This is a genomic window from Micromonospora sp. SD19, assembly GCF_054462275.1.
In genome coordinates this window covers 553,676-571,055 of record NZ_JBTLMN010000001.1, presented here as the reverse complement: position 1 = coordinate 571,055, position 17,380 = coordinate 553,676, and the positions used below count along the sequence as shown (strand labels likewise).

17 protein-coding genes and 1 riboswitch are annotated in these 17,380 nt (G+C 71.1%); of the genes, 8 read left to right on the top strand and 9 right to left on the bottom strand.

Translation table 11 applies throughout. The features are described from left to right. Positions 1-34 precede the first annotated feature (34 nt). The gene (locus ACX27O_RS02655) at positions 35-619 is read right to left on the bottom strand and encodes a winged helix-turn-helix domain-containing protein (protein WP_030334090.1); all 585 of its coding nucleotides are present in this window, start codon (positions 617-619) and stop codon (positions 35-37) included. A 214-nt stretch (positions 620-833) separates the two neighbouring features. Between ACX27O_RS02655 and ACX27O_RS02650 the strand changes: the two genes are divergently transcribed. Continuing rightward, positions 834-1,004 (top strand): hypothetical protein, encoded by a 171-nt coding sequence (locus tag ACX27O_RS02650; protein ID WP_309140739.1) that lies wholly within the window; start codon positions 834-836, stop codon positions 1,002-1,004. Between the two features lie 755 nt (positions 1,005-1,759). Further along, the gene (locus ACX27O_RS02645) at positions 1,760-4,030 is read left to right on the top strand and encodes a HelD family protein (protein ID WP_458938897.1); all 2,271 of its coding nucleotides are present in this window, start codon (positions 1,760-1,762) and stop codon (positions 4,028-4,030) included. Here the strand turns inward: ACX27O_RS02645 and ACX27O_RS02640 are convergent. Continuing rightward, a complete protein-coding gene (locus tag ACX27O_RS02640; RefSeq protein ID WP_358124161.1) occupies positions 4,019-4,630 on the bottom strand; it encodes a hypothetical protein in 612 nt (203 codons plus the stop codon). The two genes, ACX27O_RS02645 and ACX27O_RS02640, sit on opposite strands and share 12 nt — an antisense overlap. Before the next feature lie 202 nt (positions 4,631-4,832). Between ACX27O_RS02640 and ACX27O_RS02635 the strand changes: the two genes are divergently transcribed. The 5 genes from ACX27O_RS02635 (at position 4,833) to ACX27O_RS02615 (ending at position 8,330) form a co-directional block, all read left to right on the top strand. Next, on the top strand, positions 4,833-5,477 hold the full coding sequence (locus ACX27O_RS02635) for a hypothetical protein (RefSeq protein WP_030334081.1): 645 nt from the start codon (positions 4,833-4,835) through the stop codon (positions 5,475-5,477). Then, the gene (locus tag ACX27O_RS02630) at positions 5,474-5,785 is read left to right on the top strand and encodes a transcriptional regulator (RefSeq protein WP_030334078.1); all 312 of its coding nucleotides are present in this window, start codon (positions 5,474-5,476) and stop codon (positions 5,783-5,785) included. The genes ACX27O_RS02635 and ACX27O_RS02630 overlap by 4 nt, the downstream gene beginning before the upstream one ends. Then, positions 5,782-6,723, top strand: a complete 942-nt coding sequence (locus tag ACX27O_RS02625) for an ABC transporter ATP-binding protein (protein WP_458938896.1) — start codon at positions 5,782-5,784, stop codon at positions 6,721-6,723. The genes ACX27O_RS02630 and ACX27O_RS02625 overlap by 4 nt, the downstream gene beginning before the upstream one ends. Positions 6,724-6,733: 10 nt before the next feature. Then, the gene (locus tag ACX27O_RS02620) at positions 6,734-7,471 is read left to right on the top strand and encodes an ABC transporter permease (protein WP_387220675.1); all 738 of its coding nucleotides are present in this window, start codon (positions 6,734-6,736) and stop codon (positions 7,469-7,471) included. A gap of 94 nt (positions 7,472-7,565) precedes the next feature. Beyond that, positions 7,566-8,330 carry a VOC family protein gene (locus ACX27O_RS02615; RefSeq protein WP_357637007.1) on the top strand — a complete coding sequence of 255 codons (765 nt, stop codon included), beginning with the start codon at positions 7,566-7,568 and terminating at the stop codon, positions 8,328-8,330. 161 nt (positions 8,331-8,491) lie between these two features. On the opposite strand, the gene ACX27O_RS02610 is transcribed toward ACX27O_RS02615, so the two are convergent. The 4 genes from ACX27O_RS02610 to ACX27O_RS02595 form a co-directional block, all read right to left on the bottom strand. Then, positions 8,492-9,295: an ABC transporter ATP-binding protein gene (locus ACX27O_RS02610; protein WP_030334070.1), complete on the bottom strand. Its 804-nt coding sequence runs from the start codon at positions 9,293-9,295 to the stop codon at positions 8,492-8,494. Beyond that, the gene (locus ACX27O_RS02605; protein ID WP_030334068.1) at positions 9,292-10,371 is read right to left on the bottom strand and encodes a FecCD family ABC transporter permease; all 1,080 of its coding nucleotides are present in this window, start codon (positions 10,369-10,371) and stop codon (positions 9,292-9,294) included. The genes ACX27O_RS02610 and ACX27O_RS02605 overlap by 4 nt, the downstream gene beginning before the upstream one ends. Before the next feature lie 58 nt (positions 10,372-10,429). After that, entirely contained in the window at positions 10,430-11,359 is a 930-nt protein-coding gene (locus ACX27O_RS02600) for an ABC transporter substrate-binding protein (protein ID WP_030334066.1), read from the bottom strand. A 111-nt stretch (positions 11,360-11,470) separates the two neighbouring features. Then, positions 11,471-11,536: riboswitch (cobalamin riboswitch) on the bottom strand. A 180-nt stretch (positions 11,537-11,716) separates the two neighbouring features. After that, positions 11,717-13,594, bottom strand: coding sequence for a M14 family metallopeptidase (locus ACX27O_RS02595; protein WP_210858375.1), 1,878 nt, complete (start codon positions 13,592-13,594; stop codon positions 11,717-11,719). A gap of 210 nt (positions 13,595-13,804) precedes the next feature. On the opposite strand from ACX27O_RS02595, the gene ACX27O_RS02590 reads away from it, so the two are divergent. Beyond that, positions 13,805-15,142 carry a C39 family peptidase gene (locus ACX27O_RS02590; protein ID WP_210858377.1) on the top strand — a complete coding sequence of 446 codons (1,338 nt, stop codon included), beginning with the start codon at positions 13,805-13,807 and terminating at the stop codon, positions 15,140-15,142. Positions 15,143-15,229: 87 nt separating this feature from the next. Here ACX27O_RS02590 and ACX27O_RS02585 read toward each other — a convergent pair whose 3' ends face one another. The 3 genes from ACX27O_RS02585 to mqnE form a co-directional block, all read right to left on the bottom strand. After that, positions 15,230-15,520: a DUF4229 domain-containing protein gene (locus tag ACX27O_RS02585; protein WP_210858389.1), complete on the bottom strand. Its 291-nt coding sequence runs from the start codon at positions 15,518-15,520 to the stop codon at positions 15,230-15,232. Between the two features lie 73 nt (positions 15,521-15,593). Next, entirely contained in the window at positions 15,594-16,031 is a 438-nt protein-coding gene (locus tag ACX27O_RS02580; protein ID WP_210858379.1) for a hypothetical protein, read from the bottom strand. 23 nt (positions 16,032-16,054) lie between these two features. Continuing rightward, positions 16,055-17,224: an aminofutalosine synthase MqnE gene (gene mqnE, locus ACX27O_RS02575; RefSeq protein ID WP_030334058.1), complete on the bottom strand. Its 1,170-nt coding sequence runs from the start codon at positions 17,222-17,224 to the stop codon at positions 16,055-16,057. Between the last annotated feature and the right edge of the window lie 156 nt (positions 17,225-17,380).

The window sequence follows — 17,380 nt, the reverse complement described above, 5'->3', positions numbered from 1 at the left end:
AATAATCCTTCACAACTGATTCATGCAACCCCGCCTATGCCAACGGCACCGTCCGGTACTGCACGGCGACAGTGCGCGCCCCCGGCGGCGGCTCACCCTGCCGCCGTCGCGGGTGGTACGGCCGGAGCAGCGCCAGCACCGCCTCGTTCAACTCGGCCAACTCCTCAGCGGTGAGCAGCACCAGCGTGTCGGTGAACAGCGCCGTGTCGTACCACTCGGCGGGCTCGTCCCCGGCGCGCCGCAACCAGTCCCGGGTCCGCTCCATGGCCCGGACCGCATGCGCCTCCACCAGCGCCTGCTCGGCCGCCCGCGCCTCGGGCCCGGCATCACGGCCCGCCTCGACCAGCACACTCCCACTCGGCACGCGCCACAACCGCTCACGCGCGTCCCCCCGACTCGGCGCCTGCTCGACCAGCCCGAACTTCGCCAGCGCCCGCAGGTGGTAACTGGTGGCGCTCGGCGACAGCCCGACGATCTCGGCACACTCGGTGGCGGTCCCGCCGGCCTCGCGGCTGTTCAGGTACTCCATGATCGCGATCCGCGCCGGATGGGCCATCGCCCGCATCACCTGCGGGTCGCTGATCGTCATCCGGCGCGAATCGGAGCGGGCCTCGGTCATAGGCCCATGATCCCGGCAGACCTTCCAACCTGCCATCACCACCACGTCCCGCTCGGGTCACATGGCGTCTGTCCTTTGCTAGTGAGCAGGCGGATTCGACGGCACGCGCGGCGTGGATCGCTTGGTTCCCCTCATTGATCGACACCGACCCGGAAGTGATCGGCCGCCGAGGTGGTGCGACGGCCACCACATCCGACACTGGGCCGACGGTGGGGTGACGGCGCTGGGCAATGCGGTGCTGCTCTGCGGCTACCACCACCGGCTCATCCACCACGGCGATTGGGCGGTCCGTATCGCGGCGGACGGTCGCCCTGACTTCCTCCCGCCCAGTTGGCTCGACCCGCTGCACACTCCACGTCGCAACCACTACCACCTGCGCTGCTGACGCTGCCGAGCACGCCCACGCCGCCCATGACCGCGACCAGGAACCGCGAACCGCGGCAAGCGGCCAGCGGCCAGCGACCCGCGACCCCCGACCCGCGGCCGGTGACCCACGGCCAGCGGCCAGCGGCCCGTGACCCACGGCCCGAGACCCACGGCCAGCGACCCACGGCCAGCGGCCAGCGGCCAGCGGCCACGACGATCCGCCAGTCCCCGCCGCCCAAGCCGCGTCTCCTGTTGATCGACTCGGTTTCCTGAAAGTCGGGGCGTCGCACCGGCTTGGACACCGCGACTTCATGAAAACCGAGTCGATCACGGCACCCACGGCGGTCGCGGTGTGCGAGAGCACGGCGCGCAGCGCGCAGCGCGAGGCGCGAGTACAGCGCGAGGCGCGAGTACAGCGCGCAGCGCGAGGCGCGAGTACAGCGCGCAGCGCGAGGCGCGACGCGGAACAGGGCGGGGGGCGCACGGCGCGGGACCTGATGATCAGTCGGCATCCGACCTCGGCATCACGTCCATCTCGATGCGGTGCTACCCGTCAACGCGTCACTTCGGCGACGTCCGGCGCTGCGACACGCCGTCTCGGATGGGTGGTCGGGTCGGTAATTCGCTGGCTGCGGCGGGCTGGGGAGCGTAGGGTTGCAGGCCGCTTGACGGCCGAGGTGAGCTGCACCGGAACGGGCGTCGTCGCGCCGGGCGGCCGGCCATCCGCCCCCGGACACGCGAGCGCGCAGCAGATGTGAACGATGGGACGTCAGCATGCCCGCACTTGACCTCGACACCCAGCCTGACACCGACCTCGACGCGGACCTGGCCGCCGAACGCGCACACCTGTCCACCTCGCGGGCGGCGTTGGCTCGGATGCGGGCGAGGGCCGAGTCTCTCTTCGCCACCGGTGACCAGGTGGCCGGCGACGCCTACGCGGCCGAGACCCTCGGTCGCACCCTCGCTCGCCGGGTCGCCGAGCTGGCCGACGACCCGACCACACCACTCTTCTTCGGCCGCCTCGACTTCGCCGAGGCCCCAACCGACGCGACCCCAACCAGCGGGACTCCGACCAGCGCGGCAACGACCAGCGCGGCAACGACCAGCGCGGCAACGACCAGCGCGGCAACGACCAGCGCGGCAACGACCAGCACGACCCCAACCAGCGCTGCCACCCACAACCGGCCCACGGACAGCACTGCCACCGGCAGCCCGACCACGAGCGACCCGACCGCACCCGACACCACTGATGATCATGAGGGGCGGCGCTATCACGTGGGGCGGCGGCATGTCACCGACGAGCGCGGCGAGCCGCTGGTGCTGGACTGGCGGGCACCGGTCTCCCGCTCGTTCTACCGGGCCAGTGTGCGCGATCCACAGGGGGTGGCGGTCCGGCGACGGTTCGGGTTCAGCAACGGCGTCCTGACCAGCTTCGAGGATGAGCGGCTGGATCGGGGCGAAGAGTTTGGTACGACCAGTCGGATCCTCACCGCCGAGATCGAGCGTCCGCGCGTCGGGCCGATGCGGGACATCGTGGCCACGATCCAGCCGGAGCAGGACGAGCTGGTGCGGGCCGACCTCGCCGACTCGATCTGTGTGCAGGGCGCGCCGGGCACCGGAAAGACGGCGGTGGGTCTGCACCGGGCCGCGTACCTGCTCTATCTGCACCGGGAGCGGTTGCGGCGGGCGGGTGTGTTGATCGTCGGGCCGAACCGGGCGTTCCTGTCGTACATCGCGGCGGTGCTGCCGGCGCTCGGTGAGGTCGAGGTCGAGCAGGCCACGGTGGAGGAGTTGATCTCCCGGGTGCCGGTCCGGGCGGTCGAGGCGCCGGCGGTGGCCGCGCTCAAACACGACGTACGGATGGCCGACGTGCTGCGGCGCGCGGTGCAGGCGCAGATCGGCACCCCGACCGAGTCGATCACCGTGTCGGACGGTTCGTTCCGCTGGCGGATCGGGCTGGAGCCGTTGCACCGGATCGTCGAGGAGACCCGCCGGGAGGGGCTGCCGTACGGCACTGGTCGGGAACGCGTTCAGGCACGGGTGGTGAGCCTGCTGCAACGGCAGGCCGAGGCGCGGCGGGCGGAGTCGCCCAGCGATGCCTGGCTGCGCCGGATGAGCCGCTGCCGGCCGGTGCTCGACTTCCTGGACGCGGTCTGGCCGGCGCTCACCCCGGAAGGGCTGGTGCACGGCCTGTTCGCCGACCCGGCGCGGCTCGCCGCCGCGGCGGACGGGCTGCTCAGCGACGCCGAGCAGGCGCAGCTCGTCTGGGCCAAGCCGGCCCGCACCCCGAAGGCGACCCGTTGGACCGCCGCCGACGCGGTGTTGATCGACGAGGCGACCGGGCTGCTGGAACGGCTCTCCGGGTTCGGGCACGTGGTGGTGGATGAGGCGCAGGACCTCTCCCCGATGCAGTGCCGGGCCATCGCTCGGCGCAGCGAGCACGGCTCGGTCACGCTCCTGGGTGACCTCGCCCAGGGCACCGCGCCGTGGGCGGCGACGGACTGGCGGGAGTCCCTTGCCCATCTGGGTAAGCCGGACGCGGTGGTGGTGCCGTTGACCGTCGGTTTCCGGGTGCCCGCGGCGGTGGTCGCGTTCGCGAACCTGCTGCTCCCGGCGCTCGCTGTGGACGTACCGCCGGCCGAGTCGCTGCGCCGCGACGGCGGCCTGGACGTGCGTACGGTGACCGACCTGACGTCGGCGACGGTGGCCGAGGTGCGGGCGGCGCTCGCGCACGACGGCTCGGTCGGTGTGATCGCCGCGGACGACGCTGTCGACGGCCTACGCGCGGCGCTGGCCGAGGCGGGTGTCGAGACCGCGACCGCCGACGATGTGGCGGCCGCGGAGCGGGTCACGGTGGTGCCGGCGACACTGGTCAAGGGCCTTGAGTACGACCATGTGGTGGTGGTCGAGCCGGCGGCGATCGTCGCGGCCGAGCCACGCGGGCTGCACCGGTTGTACGTGGTGCTCACCCGGGCGGTGTCCCGGCTGGCGGTGCTGCACGCTGCGCCGCTGCCTGCCCCGCTCGTCGGCGGGTCAGCCGGCTGACAGGGCCGCCGCGATCTCCCGCAGCGGGCGGCCGGATTCGGCCATCGGCACGTGGAACGACAGCCACGACCCGTCGGCGAAGTCGAGCCGCAGCCGCTTCCAGTTCAACCGGTACCTGCCGAACCGGGCGGTGACGGAGGTGCGCGGCACCGACCCGAGCAGTTCGATGTCGGCCTGCGCCCGTTCGTCCGCCGACGATCGGGAGAGCAAGCCGACGGGTGCTGTCGCACCGAGCAGCAGCCGCTGGTCGGTGACCCCCAGCACGAGGTGACGGATGCCGAAGCCCTTCGTCGCCACGGTTACTGCATGGTGCAGCTCGGATGCCCGGGAGTCGGGTTGGCCTCGACCTCCGACACCGAAGAAGAGCCAGTCGACGGCGCTGTCCGCCCGACCGAAGGTGATGTTCGGTGAGAGCACGGTGAGCAGGACACCCAGAAAACTCGGCCGACCGGCGGCGGGTGGCGCCGACGGCAGTGCCGGCGGAGCCGGGGTCAGCCCACCGCCCGCTCGGACCTTGGCCACCGCGCGCACCCGCTCGTCGGCCGGTAGCAGTCGGCTGAACCCCTCGGCGTACCGCGCCTGACTTTCGTCGTCAGTCACCAGGGCCCCCTCGTGCTCGACGATGTCCGCCGCAGTGTCCGGCTCAACGCTCGGGCTTGCCACGGACCCTCCCCTGTGGCCTGTGCGACGGATCAGCCTGTCGCCGCGACTCCTCACCATAGGCACTGCTCGCCGCGACCGAAGTCCCCATCTGTCGTGATGGGGACATCCGGCCTCGACTTTGTGCCGTAAAGTAGTTTGCGTGGACCTAGACGATGATTCACCACCCACCGACGCCGCAGCGGCGCTGCGGCTGATCCAGGACCAACGGTCGGCGACGGCACGCCGGCTCGATCCCGATGCCCGCCTGCTCTACTGGCCGTGGGGTGTCGCCTGGCTGGTTGGCTTCGGGCTGTTCTTCCTGCGGTTCGCCCCCGGCGACCGTGCGCTTGTCGACCTGCCGAGCTGGCTGCCGCTGACCGTCCTCTTCGTGCTGCTCGCGGCCGCCGGAACGATCCAGGCGGTGGTCAGCGTGCGGGCCTACGGCCAGGTGAGCGGCGACTCCGCCCGGCGTGGGAAGTGGTACGGCTACGCGTGGGCCCTCGGATCGGTGAGCATCTACGCGGGGCTCGGCCGGATCTCCGAGCACCTGCCACACGACCTGGCGGCACTGCTCTGGTCGGCGACCGCCGTCGGGCTGACCGGCGCGCTGCACATGGCCGGCGGGGCGGTCTGGCTGGACCAGGACCTGTTCCGGCTGGGCGTCTGGATCAGCGTGATCAACCTGGTCGGGGCGTTCGCCGGGCCGGGCTGGCACCCGCTCATCGTTGCGGTGGCCGGCGGCGGCGGAATGCTGGTGGCCGGCGCGATCGCCCGGCGGCGACAGCAACAGCGACAGCAGCCGTGACCGAGCTGGATCCGGTCATCCACGCGCAGGCCCGACTGCGGGTGGTCGCCAGCCTCTCGACTCTCAACGTCGGCGACAAGATCGCTTTCCCCCGCCTGCAGGAGCTGCTCGCGATGACCGCCGGCAACCTCTCGGTGCACCTGCGCAAGCTCGAGGAGGCCGGCTACGTGGAGATCAGCAAGACCCACCGTGGACGCACCCCGGCGACCCTGGTCGGGCTCAGCCGACGCGGCCGGCTGGCGTTCGAGGAGTACACCGAAACCATCCGCGCCCTGCTCGACCCCACCTCGTCGAAGGAGCAGCCATGACCCTCGCCCGCGCCGAACAGGCCAGCCGCCGGTACGGCGACGTCCTCGCCCTCGATCGCGTCGACCTGGAAGTCCGGGCCGGTGAGCTGGTCGGCCTGCTCGGGCCGAACGGCGCCGGTAAGAGCACCCTGATCAACCTGCTGGTGGGCCTGCGCCGCCCCAGCTCGGGACGGGTCGAACTGAACGGCCGCGACCCCCGCGACCCGGCCAGCCGACGGCAGATCGGAGTCACCCCGCAGGAGACCGGCCTGCCCGGCACGCTGCGCGTCGGCGAGGTCGTCGACTTCGTCTCCGCGCACTACCCCGACCCGGTGCCCCGCGGTGAACTGCTCGACCAGTTCGGTTTGGGCGACCTCGCCCGACGACAGACCGGTGGGCTCTCCGGTGGGCAGCGCCGCCGGTTGGCGGTGGCGTTGGCGTTCGTCGGCCGGCCGCGGTTGGTGCTGCTCGACGAACCGACCACCGGCCTGGACGTGGCCGCCCGGCACACCCTGTGGGACGCGATCCGGGCCTTCCACGCCGACGGTGGCACCGTGCTGTTGAGCAGCCACTACCTGGAGGAGGTGGAGGCGCTCGCGCACCGGGTGGTGGTCATCGGGCAGGGCCGGGTGCTCGCCGACGACACGGTGGACGCGGTGCGCGGCATCGTGGGCGTACGCCGGGTCAGCCTGGTCGCCGACGACCTGCCCGACCTGCCCGGGGTGGTTCGCACCGAACGGGTCGACGGTCGGCTGCACCTGCTCACCACCGACGCCGACGAGCTGGTCCGAGCGCTGGTCACGGCCCGGGTTCCGTTCACCGACCTGGAGGTACGGCCGACGTCACTGGAGGAGGCGTTCCTCGCCATCACCACCGGCGACACGCCCAGCGGGGACGCGCCGACCAGCACCGGCCGACCCATCACCGCCGCTGCCGGCGGCCGACCCACCATCGTCTGAGGAGGCGACAGTGCAGCTCGCCCTGGTCCACGCCCGCTACCAACTTCTGGAGATCATCCGGATTCCGGTGGCCGTTTTCGGCAGCGCCTTCTTCCCGGCCGCCGCCATGATCTTCTTCGTGGTGCCCTTCGCCGGTGACGACCCGGTCGGTGCCACCTACGCCACCGCGTCGATGGTCACCTTCTCGGTGATGAGCGCCAACATCTTCCAGTACGGCGTCGGTGTCGCCGAGGACCGCGACCAGCCCTGGAATCCGTACACCCGGACCCTGCCGGCCGGGCCGGCACCGCGGTTCGCCGGCCGGGTGCTGGCCGGCCTGGCGCTCACCTACCTCTCGCTGATCCCGGTCGTGGTGATCGGCGCGACGCTGACCGCGGCCCAGCTCACCCCGGCGGTGTTCCTGCTGGCTCTCGGCACCGTGGCGGTGATCTCGGTGCCGTTCACGTTGATGGGGCTCGCCATCGGCTACTCGCTGCCCAGCAAGGCGGCGATCGTGGTGGCACAGCTGATCTTCCTGCCGCTGGCGTTCGGCGGCGGCCTGCTCTCCGCGCCGGGCGAGGCGCCCGGGTTCATCGAGACGATCGCGCCCTACCTGCCCACCCGGGGCGCTGCCGAGTTGATGTGGGCGGCGGTCGGCGACTACGACGTGGAGCCGCTGGCGCTGATCATGCTCGGCGTCTGGGTGGTGCTGCTCGCCGCGCTCGCCGGCTGGGCGTACCGACGGGACGAGGGTCGCCGGTTCAGCTAAAGATTCGTCCGTTTCCTCCCCGGGGCGCGGCGGGACGGTGCCAGGATTCCGACAGGGGGCCGCCGTGGCCGCCCCGGCCGAGAGGGGTCTTGACGTGAGCACCGTCCCGCCGGGTACGCCCTGCTGGGCCGACCTGGCCACCCCGGACCTGACCGACGCCCGGCGGTTCTATCCGGAGCTGTTCGGTTGGACCGGCCAGGTCACCCCGGAGCCTGAGGCGGGCGGCTACACGGTCTTCCTGCTCAACGGCAGGCCGGTGGCCGGCGTGGGCCCGCCCGCGATCCCGGACCAGGTTCCGATCTGGTCGACGTACCTCGCCACCGACGACGCGGAGCTGGTCGCCGGTCGGGTCGAACGGGCCGGCGGGCAGGTCGTCGTCCCACCGTTCGAGGTCTTCGACAGGGGCTGGATGGCGGTCTTCGCCGACCCGGCCGGTGCCACGTTCAGCGTCTGGCAGCCGCTGACCATGGCCGGTGCCGAGGTGTTCAACGTGCCGGGCGCGATGAGCTGGAACGAGCTGGTCACCCCCGACCCCGAGGGCGCGAAGGTCTTCTACGAGCTGGTGTTCGGTTGGCAGCCGGACGACCAGGCGGTGGGCGACATGACGTACACCGGGTGGCGGCTGGGGACGCAGATCGTCGCCGGGATGATGCCGCCGCTGGCCGACGACTTCCCGGCCGACCTGCCCGCGTACTGGACGGTGTACTTCGCGGTGGCCGACGCGGACGCCGCCGCGGCCCGCGCCGCCGAGCTGGGCGGAACGATCCTGGTCCCGCCCCGGGACATCCCGGCGGGCCGGTTCGCCGCCCTGCGCGACCCCCAGGGGGCCCTCTTCTCCGTCATCGACCTGGGCCCCTGACCCCGCGCGGAACTGTTCGCCAGCGCGCCGACGACGACGCCTCCCGCCAAGATCGTGCTCGAACCTGGATGTCGTGGTGTTCTGACGCTCGGATACCACTCTTTCCAGGTTCGAGCACAATCTTGCGGTGCTATTCGACACCGAGGGCCGCAGCCGGGCGGCTACCGGCGGGTGGGACGGACGGGCACCACCAGGGGGCCGTGCGCACCGGGCACCACCCGGACGCTGGCCCGGTAGTGGGCGGCGAGCAGTTCCTCGGTCAGCACCTCGGACGGGGTCCCGGCGGCCACCACCCGACCGCCGGCGAGCATCACCATCCGGTCGGCGTACTCACCGGCCAGGGAGAGGTCGTGCATCGTGGCCAGGACGGTCAGGCCATGCTCGCGGCGCAGCTGGTCGACGACTTCGAGCACGTCCTGCTGGTGCCCGATGTCGAGCGCGCTGGTCGGTTCGTCGAGCAGCAGCAGCGTCGCGCCCTGGGCGAGCGCCCGGGCGAGGAACACCCGCTGCCGTTCGCCGCCGGAGAGGGTGGCCAGTTCGCGGTGGTGGAAGCCGGTGAGGTCCAACCGCCCCAGCACCTCGTGCACGGCGTCGACGTCGGCGGTCGACTCCCGGCCCAGGGTCGGGATGTACGGGGTGCGGCCGAGCAGCACGTAGTCCAGCACCGACATGCCCGACGGCACCACCGGGGACTGGGCCACCGTGGCCACCACCCGGGCCCGGTCCCGACGGCGCAGCGCGGCACTCGGCGTACCGAAGAGGGTGATCGCTCCCGGCGCGGAGAGCAGGCCGCCGACGGCGCGCAACAGTGTCGACTTGCCGGCGCCGTTCGGGCCGATCACGGTGACCCACTCGCCGGCGGTGACGGTGAGGTCGACGCCGGTCAGGATCGGCGTGCCACCGAGGTCGACGTGCAGCCCGCGCACCTCGACGGCCGGCGCACCGGCGGTGGGCTCGCGGCTCACGTGAGCACCCGCCGGGCGGTCCGCAGCACGAGGACGAAGAACGGGCCGCCCAGCAGGGCGGTCACCACACCGATCGGCACCTCGGACGGAGCGGCGGCGGTCCGGGCCACCACGTCGGTCAGCGCCAGGAACGCGCCGCCGAACAGCAGTGACATCGGCAGGATCACCCGGTAGCTGGAGCCGGCGAGCAGTCGGACGGTGTGCGGCACGATGATGCCGACGAAGCCGATCAGCCCGGTCGCGGAGACCGCCGCCGCGGTGCCCAGCGAGGCGGCGGCGATCAACAGGTAGCGGGTGCGTTGCGGGTGCAGGCCGAGACTGCGCGCCTCGTCGTCGCCGACCGCGAGGACGTCCAGCTCGCGGCGGTGCAGCAGCACCACCACTGTGGTCAGCGCGGCGTACGGCAGCACCAGGAGCACGTCGTGCCAGCCGGCGGTGGCCAGCCGACCGAGCAGCCAGGAGTAGACCGGCTGGATGCTGTCCGCGTTTCGTTGCAGCAGGTACGTCTGCCCGGCGGAGAGGAACGCGGAGACCGCCACCCCGGCCAGGATCAGCATCGCCGGTGACCCGCGTCGCCCGCCGGCCGCACCGAGCACGTAGGTCATCGTGACGGCGAGCAGGGAACCGGCGAACGCGGCCAACGGAATGGTCATCGGCAGCCCGGAGAGCGTGCCCTGCCGGCCGCCGCCGCCGAGCGCGATCGCCGCGGTGACCGCCAGGCCCGCGCCGGCGGCCACCCCGAGCAGGTACGGGTCGGCCAGCGGGTTGCGGAACACGCCCTGGTAGCAACCACCGGCGAGGGCGAGCAGACCGCCGACGAGCAGACCCAGCACCACTCGGGGCAGGCGCAGCTCGGTGACGATCGCGATCTCCCGCTCGGTCAGCCCGCTGTCGAGGTGCACCCCGGGAACGAGGTTGAGCAGCTCGGCGGCGACACTGCCCGGGGGCAGGCTCACCGGGCCGAGCGACACCCCGGCGACGAGCGCGACGAGCACCGCGAACAACCCCGCGACCAGCCAACGCTTGCGCAGCCCGGCCGGCCGGGCGACGGGCAGCGGCCCGGAGGGCCGGGCCACCGCGAGCGGCCCGGCCGGCCGGGGCGCGGGCAGTGGCCCGGTCACCGACTGACGACTGTCACGCGGGCACCTTGGCGACCGCGTCGACGATCACCCGGAGCAGGTCCACGACCCGCGGGCCCCAGCGCGAGGCGATGTCGTCGTCCAAGGCCACGACCTGGTTGTTCTTGACCGCGGTGAGGCCGGCCCAGCCGCTGCGCGCCTTGACCGTGTCGGCGTTCTGCTGGCAGCACTTGGCGTCGGCCAGGAAGACGAAGTCCGGGTCGGCCTTGACGACGAACTCCTGGGACAGCTGGGGGTAGCCGAAGTTCTTGCCGTCCGCGTCGGCCGGGTCGGCGATGTTGGTCAGGCCGACCTGGCTGTAGAGCGAGCCGATGAAGGTCTTGCTGGTGGCGCTGTACAGCTCCGGGCCCAGCTCGTGGAAGTAGGTGAGCTTCTCGGCGCGCTGCGGCAGGTCCTTGACCAGCTTGGTGATGTCGTCCTTCATCCGGGTGACCACGTCGGTGGCCTGGTCGGCGTGCCCGGTCAGCGTGCCCAGCTCGGTGATCTGCCGGTACGAGTCGTCGAGCGTGGTCGCGGCCGGGGTCTGGTACACCGGGATCTTGAGCTTGCCGAGCTGGTCGACGATCTTGTTGCGGTCGTCGGAGAGCACCACCAGGTCGGGGTTCTTACCGGCGATCGCCTCGGCGTTCGGCTGGAACGCGGAGAGGTCGGTCTTGGGCGCGTCGGCCGGGTAGTTCGACTGGTCGTCGACGGCGGTCACCTGCGGGCCGGCACCGATCGCGAAGAGCATCTCGGTGGCGGTGGGCGACAGCACGACGATCTTCTCGGGCCGCTTGTCGAGGGTGAGCGCCCCGACCGTCACCGGGTAGGCGGCGGCTGCGGTGCCGGTGCTCGGTGTGTCGTCGGCCTTCTCGGCGCAGGCGCCGAGGGTGAGCGCGGCGACCGCGAGGGTCGCCGCGAAGAGCCGAGGGGTACGTCTGTTCATGGGGCCTCCTGTCGGTCGAGGAGTGTGGTGCTTCGCCGACAGGGACTTTCGTACGCCCGCCCACGAGGCGCCCTTCCTCGAGAGCGCGTATCGCGACCGGTCCGCAGGCGACCTGGCTCGTCCCCACCGGCCGGTGGGGCATCACAGTTGCGGGACAGCGCCGGGTTTCGCACCGGCTTCGCTGCGGGCTGGTCGGTAAGACGGTAGCGCACCGCCGGGACGTGCCGGATCGATCAAGGATCGATCGGCGCGCGACGATCGGTTGGACCGCCGCAGGGTGAGGGGTATGTCCCGGATCAGGAGGATCGGGAGCGGGTGGTGGGGCCCCGCCGGGGGGCGGGACGGGGCCCCACCCGATCAGGAGGACGTGATGGTGACGTTGTCCACAGCCGCCTCGACCAGACTCGCTCCGGAGGCGTCAGCCGCTTCGACGAGGATGCGGACCGACTGGCCGGCGTACGGGGTGAGGTTGAGGTTCGCGACCGCCCAGCTTCCGTTGCGGTTGCTGGCCGCGCCGGCCTGGGTGAGCAGCGCTGTCGTTCCGCCGTTGTGCACCACGCTCACCCGCAGGTAGTCCGCCGACGAGGCGTTCGAGCCGTGCGCCAGGTACCAGGCGAGCGACAGGGTCAGCGTGCCGGACGACGGCAGGGTCACCGCCGGCGACCGGGCGCTGGTCACGCCGCCGTCGACGTCGTAGTCACCGGCCGCCGAGCCGGCCAGCCGGCCGGTGACCAGGTCGTTGGAGCCGGCGTACGGGGTGAGCTGCTTGGCCCCGGAGGACGTGGTCGCCTGGGCGGCACCCCGCTCGAACGCGCCAGCCGTGGCGGTGTCGGTGCCGGACGGGTTGATGGTCCAGCCGGTGGCGGTCTCGAAGGTGTCCGACCAGACAGTGGTGCCGCCACCACCGCCGCAGTACTGCGCCTGCTTGCCGATGGCCCGGTACGGGCAGTCGGCGTACTCGCTGAGGATCAGCACCGCCTCCCGGTTGCGCGAGGTCTGTGCGGGGATCACCTCGTCGGGCGGGTAGAAGCCGCCGCCGCTGGCGGAGCCCGGGTACATCTCGAAGGTGTACGCCCAGATGTTGTGGGTGGCCCACATCCAGTCGAGGCTGTCGCCGTCGGTGATGTAGAGGTCGCTGGACTGTTCCGGGGTGTAGTTGTTGGTGGCCGCCATCTGCTGGCCGATGGTGGCGAAGGTGTTGTACTGGTCCGCGTTCATCCCGGTCGCGGTGTTGGCGGTGGTGTAGCCGTACGGCCAGAGCACCAGCTGCGAGTACGTGTGGAAGTCGATGTTGGCCTTGATCTGCTGCACGCCGCCGACCACCCGGCTGTTGACGAAGTTGCGCAGCGCCTGCGTCTCGGGTGCGGAGAACGCCGACGGCCCCCGGTAGGTCTCCGACGAGGTGGAGCCGGACGAGCCACCGCAGCAACCCCAGTTGTAGCCCCAGTTGCGGTTCAGGTCGGTGCCCACGTTGGACGAGCCGCTGTTGGGCTGGCGGTTCTTGCGCCACGATCGGTACGACCCGGTGGCGATGTCGTACTCGCTGCCGTCCGGGTTGACGGTGGGCACGATCCAGATCTCCCGGCCGTTGACGATGTTGGTGATCCGGGAGTCGCTGCCGTAGCTGTCGGTGAAGAGGTTGAGCAGATAGATCGCCATCTCGACGGTCAGGTGCTCACGGGCGTGCTGTTGGGAGTTGAACAGGATCTCCGGCTCGTTCTCGTCGGTGCCGACGTTGTCGGAGATCTTCACCGCCATCAGGTCGCGGCCCTCGTACGACGAACCGATGCTGATCTTGCGAGCGATCGCCGGATGGTCGGCGACCACCTGGTTCACGACGGCGGTCAGCTCCGCGTAGTCGTGGTAGTTGGAGTCGGCCGGCGGGAAGGCCAGGGTGCCGATCTCGCCGGCGCCGCGCTCCGCGTTGGGCGGCGGGGCGAGCGGTTCGAGCCGGAAGCCGAGCTTGCCGATCGCGGCGGCCTCGCTCGCGGTGGCCGAGATGTGCAGCACGCCGTGTTCGGAGTAGTCGATGGCGGCTCCGGTGCGGGCCACCGCGTTGCGGTCGGCGAGGGTCCGGGGCCCGAGGACCCGGTAGCTGGCGGCGGCCGACTCTGCGGTGCGGTCCGGTGCCGGTCGGGCGGCGACCGGGCCGGCGGCGACGGTGACGATGCCCAGCCCGGTGACGACAGCGAGCACCAGGACACGGCGGAAGGGGATGGGCGTGCGGAGGGCCATGGACTACCTCCTCGAAGGGCGGGAGATCCCGCTGGGTGAAGGACACTTCACCACCTGTCACATGGTCATATCAATATCGATCGCTGCCTTATGCATCCCAGGAGGATCATCACGGCGGCAATGATTTTCCACCTATCAACGTCTGGCGAAACTTCCCTCCAAGCGGAAAACTGACCAGCGACGATGCCCCCTCGACACCGCGGAGCACCCATGGCCAGATCCCGCCTGCGCGCGGCCGCCCTCGCCGGCGTCACCACGCTCACCCTGCTCACCACCACCGCGCCCGCGATGGCGGCACACCCGCCCGCCCCCGCCCACGACGAGCAGATCACCTACCAGGACTGGTCCGGGCCCGCCGACTGGCACCGGGGCAGCCGGGCCGGCACCCGCGTCGTGCCCGGCGCCCGCGCGGGCGTCACCCTGGCCCGCCCCGCCGGCACCATCGAGTACGCGGACCCGCACACCGGCGCCACCCGCACCTGGGAGTACGGCACCTGGACCTCACCGGTGACCCGGATCGGGTTCGACGCCACCGAACTGATCGCCTCCTGGAACGCGGAAACCCCGGCCGGCACCTGGATCCAGGTGGAGATGCAGGGCAACTACACCAGCGGCGACCAGACCCCGTGGTACGTGCTGGGCCGCTGGGCGTCCGGCGACACCGACATCAAGCGGACCAGCGTCAACCGACAGGGCGACCCCTGGTCGACGATCTGGACCGACACGTTCAGCATCGACGACGCTGCGGCCGGGGTGCTGCTACGGTCGTACCAGCTCAAACTGACCCTCTACCGCGCGCCCGGGCAGAGCGCCGCGCCGGTGGTCCGGATGCTGGGCGCGATGAGCTCGACAGTGCCGGACCGGTTCACAGTGCCGCCGAGCGCCGGGCACATCGCCTGGGGCGTCGAACTGCCGGTGCCGCGCTACTCGCAGAACGTGCACAGCGGGCACTACCCCGAGTACGACGGCGGCGGCGAGGCGTGGTGCTCGCCCACCTCGACCGAGATGGTGGTCGAGTACTGGGGCCGCGGACCGTCGGCGGCCGACACCTCCTGGGTCGACCCCACCTACCCCGACCCGACGGTCAACCACGCCGCGCGGATGACCTACGACTACGCGTACGACGGCGCGGGCAACTGGCCGTTCAACACCGCGTACGCGGCCAGCTTCCCCGGGCTGGAGGGTCGGGTGACCCGGCTGCACTCGCTGGACGAGCTGGAGCGTTTCATCGCCGCCGGCATCCCCGTGGTGACCAGCCAGTCCTTCCTCGCCAGCGAACTGGACGGCGCCAACTACGGCACCTCCGGGCACCTGTTCGTGGTGGTCGGCTTCACCGCCGACGGCGACGTCATCGTCAACGACCCCGCCTCGTCCAGCAACGACGTGGTGCGCAACGTCTACAAGCGGGCGCAGTTCGAGCAGATCTGGCTGCGGACCAAGCGCACCAACGCCAGCGGTGGCGTCTCCGGCGGCTCCGGCGGCATCGCCTACCTGATCAAGCCCACCGCAAAGCCCTGGCCCAAGGTCCCCGGCTCCACCAACTGGTAGGCCCACCCCTCCCGCCACCCACCTCTTCGGAGTTGATCATGAGGTTAGCGGCCGCCACTCGGTGTGTCGTAGCCGCTAACCTCATGATCAACGCGGGGAATCGGTGGGCGGGTCGGTGGGATTGGGGTTTGGGGGGTTTTCGCCGGCCAGGGCGGAGCGGAGGCGTTCCTTCTCCGCCTTGCGGCGCTCGGCCGATTCGGCGATCTCCCCGGCCATCTCGTCCCGCCAACCGCGCAGCAGAAAGAAGGAGAGCGCGGCGGAGAACACCAACGCCAGCATCAGCTTCAGGAACACGTTCATGTCGATCAGCCAGAGGCCCGCCAGCACGGCGACGAACAGCCCGATCCGGCCCAGCGTGTACTTGAGCGCGGCGCTCACCTGCACCACTCCGTTCTCTCCGTCGCCCGCCACTGCCGGCGGAAGGTTCGAGCCGCCCGGCGGGCGGTAGTGCTCAGCCGGTCCGCCGGGCCAGCCAGCGGACGCCCGGGAACCAGACGATCGCGTACGCCACTGTGAACGCGGCCGCCCCCAACGCGCCGGAGAGCAGCGGCGGCAATCCGGAGCCCAGACCGGCGACCAGGAGCCCGGCGAACACCCCGACGGCAGCCGCGACCACCGCTGCCGCCACTCTGGCCGCGCCGAACTCCCAGGCCCGGAAGTCGTCCCAGAACAGCCAGGCCGGCAGGATCACCGCCAGCCAGCCGTTCGTGTGCCCGAACTCGCCACTGCCGAGCGACGCGAAGCCCCACTCGAACAGCACCAACGCGAGCACGCCGATGACCAGGCCGGCCAGGCACACCCCGAGCAGGTCGCCCAGGGTACTGATGCGGCCCTGGTCGTCCCGGCGGGGAAAGCCGCCCTGCTGCTCAGATCCTCGTTGCTCGGTCATCGACTGCGAGGGTACGTGGCGACTCAGGCCCAGACCTGCTGCGGCTCGGCGCGCCGCTCGGCCAGCGACGGGGCCTTGTCGTACTCCCGGACCACGTTGTAGCGGGTGTCCCGCTCGACCGGCTGGAAGCCGGCGTCCCAGATCAGGTGCAGCAGGTCGTCGCGGTGCATGGTGTTCGGGGTGCCGTACGAGTCGGCGTCGTGAGTGATCTTGTATTCGACGACGGAACCGTCCAGGTCGTCCACGCCGAAGTTCAACGACAGCTGAGCCACCGACAGCCCGTGCATCACCCAGAAGTTCTTCAGGTGCGGCACGTTGTCGAAGAGCAGCCGGGAGACGGCGAACGTCTTCAGCGACTCGGCCGGCGAGGCCATCGTGGTGCGGGCCTGGATCCGGTTACGGATCTTGCCGTCCGCCGAGTCGACGAAGTCGTGCTGGTAGCGCAGCGGGATGAAGACCGCGAACCCGCCGGTCTCGTCCTGCAACTCGCGCAGCCGCAGCACGTGGTCGACGCGGTGGCGGGGCTCCTCGATGTGGCCGTACAGCATCGTCGCCGGGGTCTTCATGCCCTTGCTGTGCGCCAGGGCGTGGATCCGCGACCAGTCTTCCCAGTGGCAGGCGTGGTCGACGATGTGCTGGCGGACCTCCCAGTCGAAGATCTCCGCGCCGCCACCGGTCAGCGACTCCAGGCCGGCGTCCATCAGCTCGTCGAGGATCTCGTCGGCGCTCAGGCCGCTGATCTTCTCGAACCACTGCACCTCGGTCGCCGTGAAGCACTTGAGCTTGACGGTCGGCAGCGCCGCCTTCAGCTCACGCAGCACCTTCGGGTAGTAACGCCAGGGCAACGTGGGGTGCAGACCGTTGACGATGTGCAGCTCGGTGAGCTGCTCGTCCTCCATCTCCTTGGCCTTGCGGACCGCCTCGTCGATGCGCATCGTGTACGCGTCCTTCTCGCCCGGCTTGCGCTGGAACGAGCAGTACGCACACGACGCCGAACAGACGTTGGTCAGGTTGAGGTGCCGGTTGACGTTGAACATCACCCGGTCGCCGTTCAGCTCGGTGCGCTTGTGGTGCGCCAGCCGCCCCAGCCAGGTCAGGTCGTCGCTCTCGTAGAGGGCGACCCCGTCCTCCCGGGTCAGCCGCTCACCGGCGTACACCTTCGCTTCGAGCTCACGCTTGAGTCCGGCGTCCATGGCACGTCCCTTCCACCTGCGGTCCGGATCGAGCGTACGTCGCGGCGCCGACGGGCCCGGCGGCACGGTCGGCGGCAGCGACCCACTTCACCAGACTCTCAGCCTCCCGTAACCCGACAACGCATCGACATGAGTGGCGAGGTGCGGTAGTAACAA

Bases quoted from the DNA above. Each gene is read 5' to 3' on its own strand.
- ACX27O_RS02655 (WP_030334090.1), bottom strand. From the start codon at position 619: ATGACCGAGGCCCGCTCCGATTCGCGCCGGATGACGATCAGCGACCCG.
- ACX27O_RS02645 (WP_458938897.1), top strand. From the start codon at position 1,760: ATGCCCGCACTTGACCTCGACACCCAGCCTGACACCGACCTCGACGCG.
- ACX27O_RS02625 (WP_458938896.1), top strand. From the start codon at position 5,782: ATGACCCTCGCCCGCGCCGAACAGGCCAGCCGCCGGTACGGCGACGTC.
- ACX27O_RS02600 (WP_030334066.1), bottom strand. From the start codon at position 11,359: ATGAACAGACGTACCCCTCGGCTCTTCGCGGCGACCCTCGCGGTCGCC.
- ACX27O_RS02595 (WP_210858375.1), bottom strand. From the start codon at position 13,594: ATGGCCCTCCGCACGCCCATCCCCTTCCGCCGTGTCCTGGTGCTCGCT.
- ACX27O_RS02590 (WP_210858377.1), top strand. From the start codon at position 13,805: ATGGCCAGATCCCGCCTGCGCGCGGCCGCCCTCGCCGGCGTCACCACG.
- ACX27O_RS02580 (WP_210858379.1), bottom strand. From the start codon at position 16,031: ATGACCGAGCAACGAGGATCTGAGCAGCAGGGCGGCTTTCCCCGCCGG.
- mqnE (WP_030334058.1), bottom strand. From the start codon at position 17,224: ATGGACGCCGGACTCAAGCGTGAGCTCGAAGCGAAGGTGTACGCCGGT.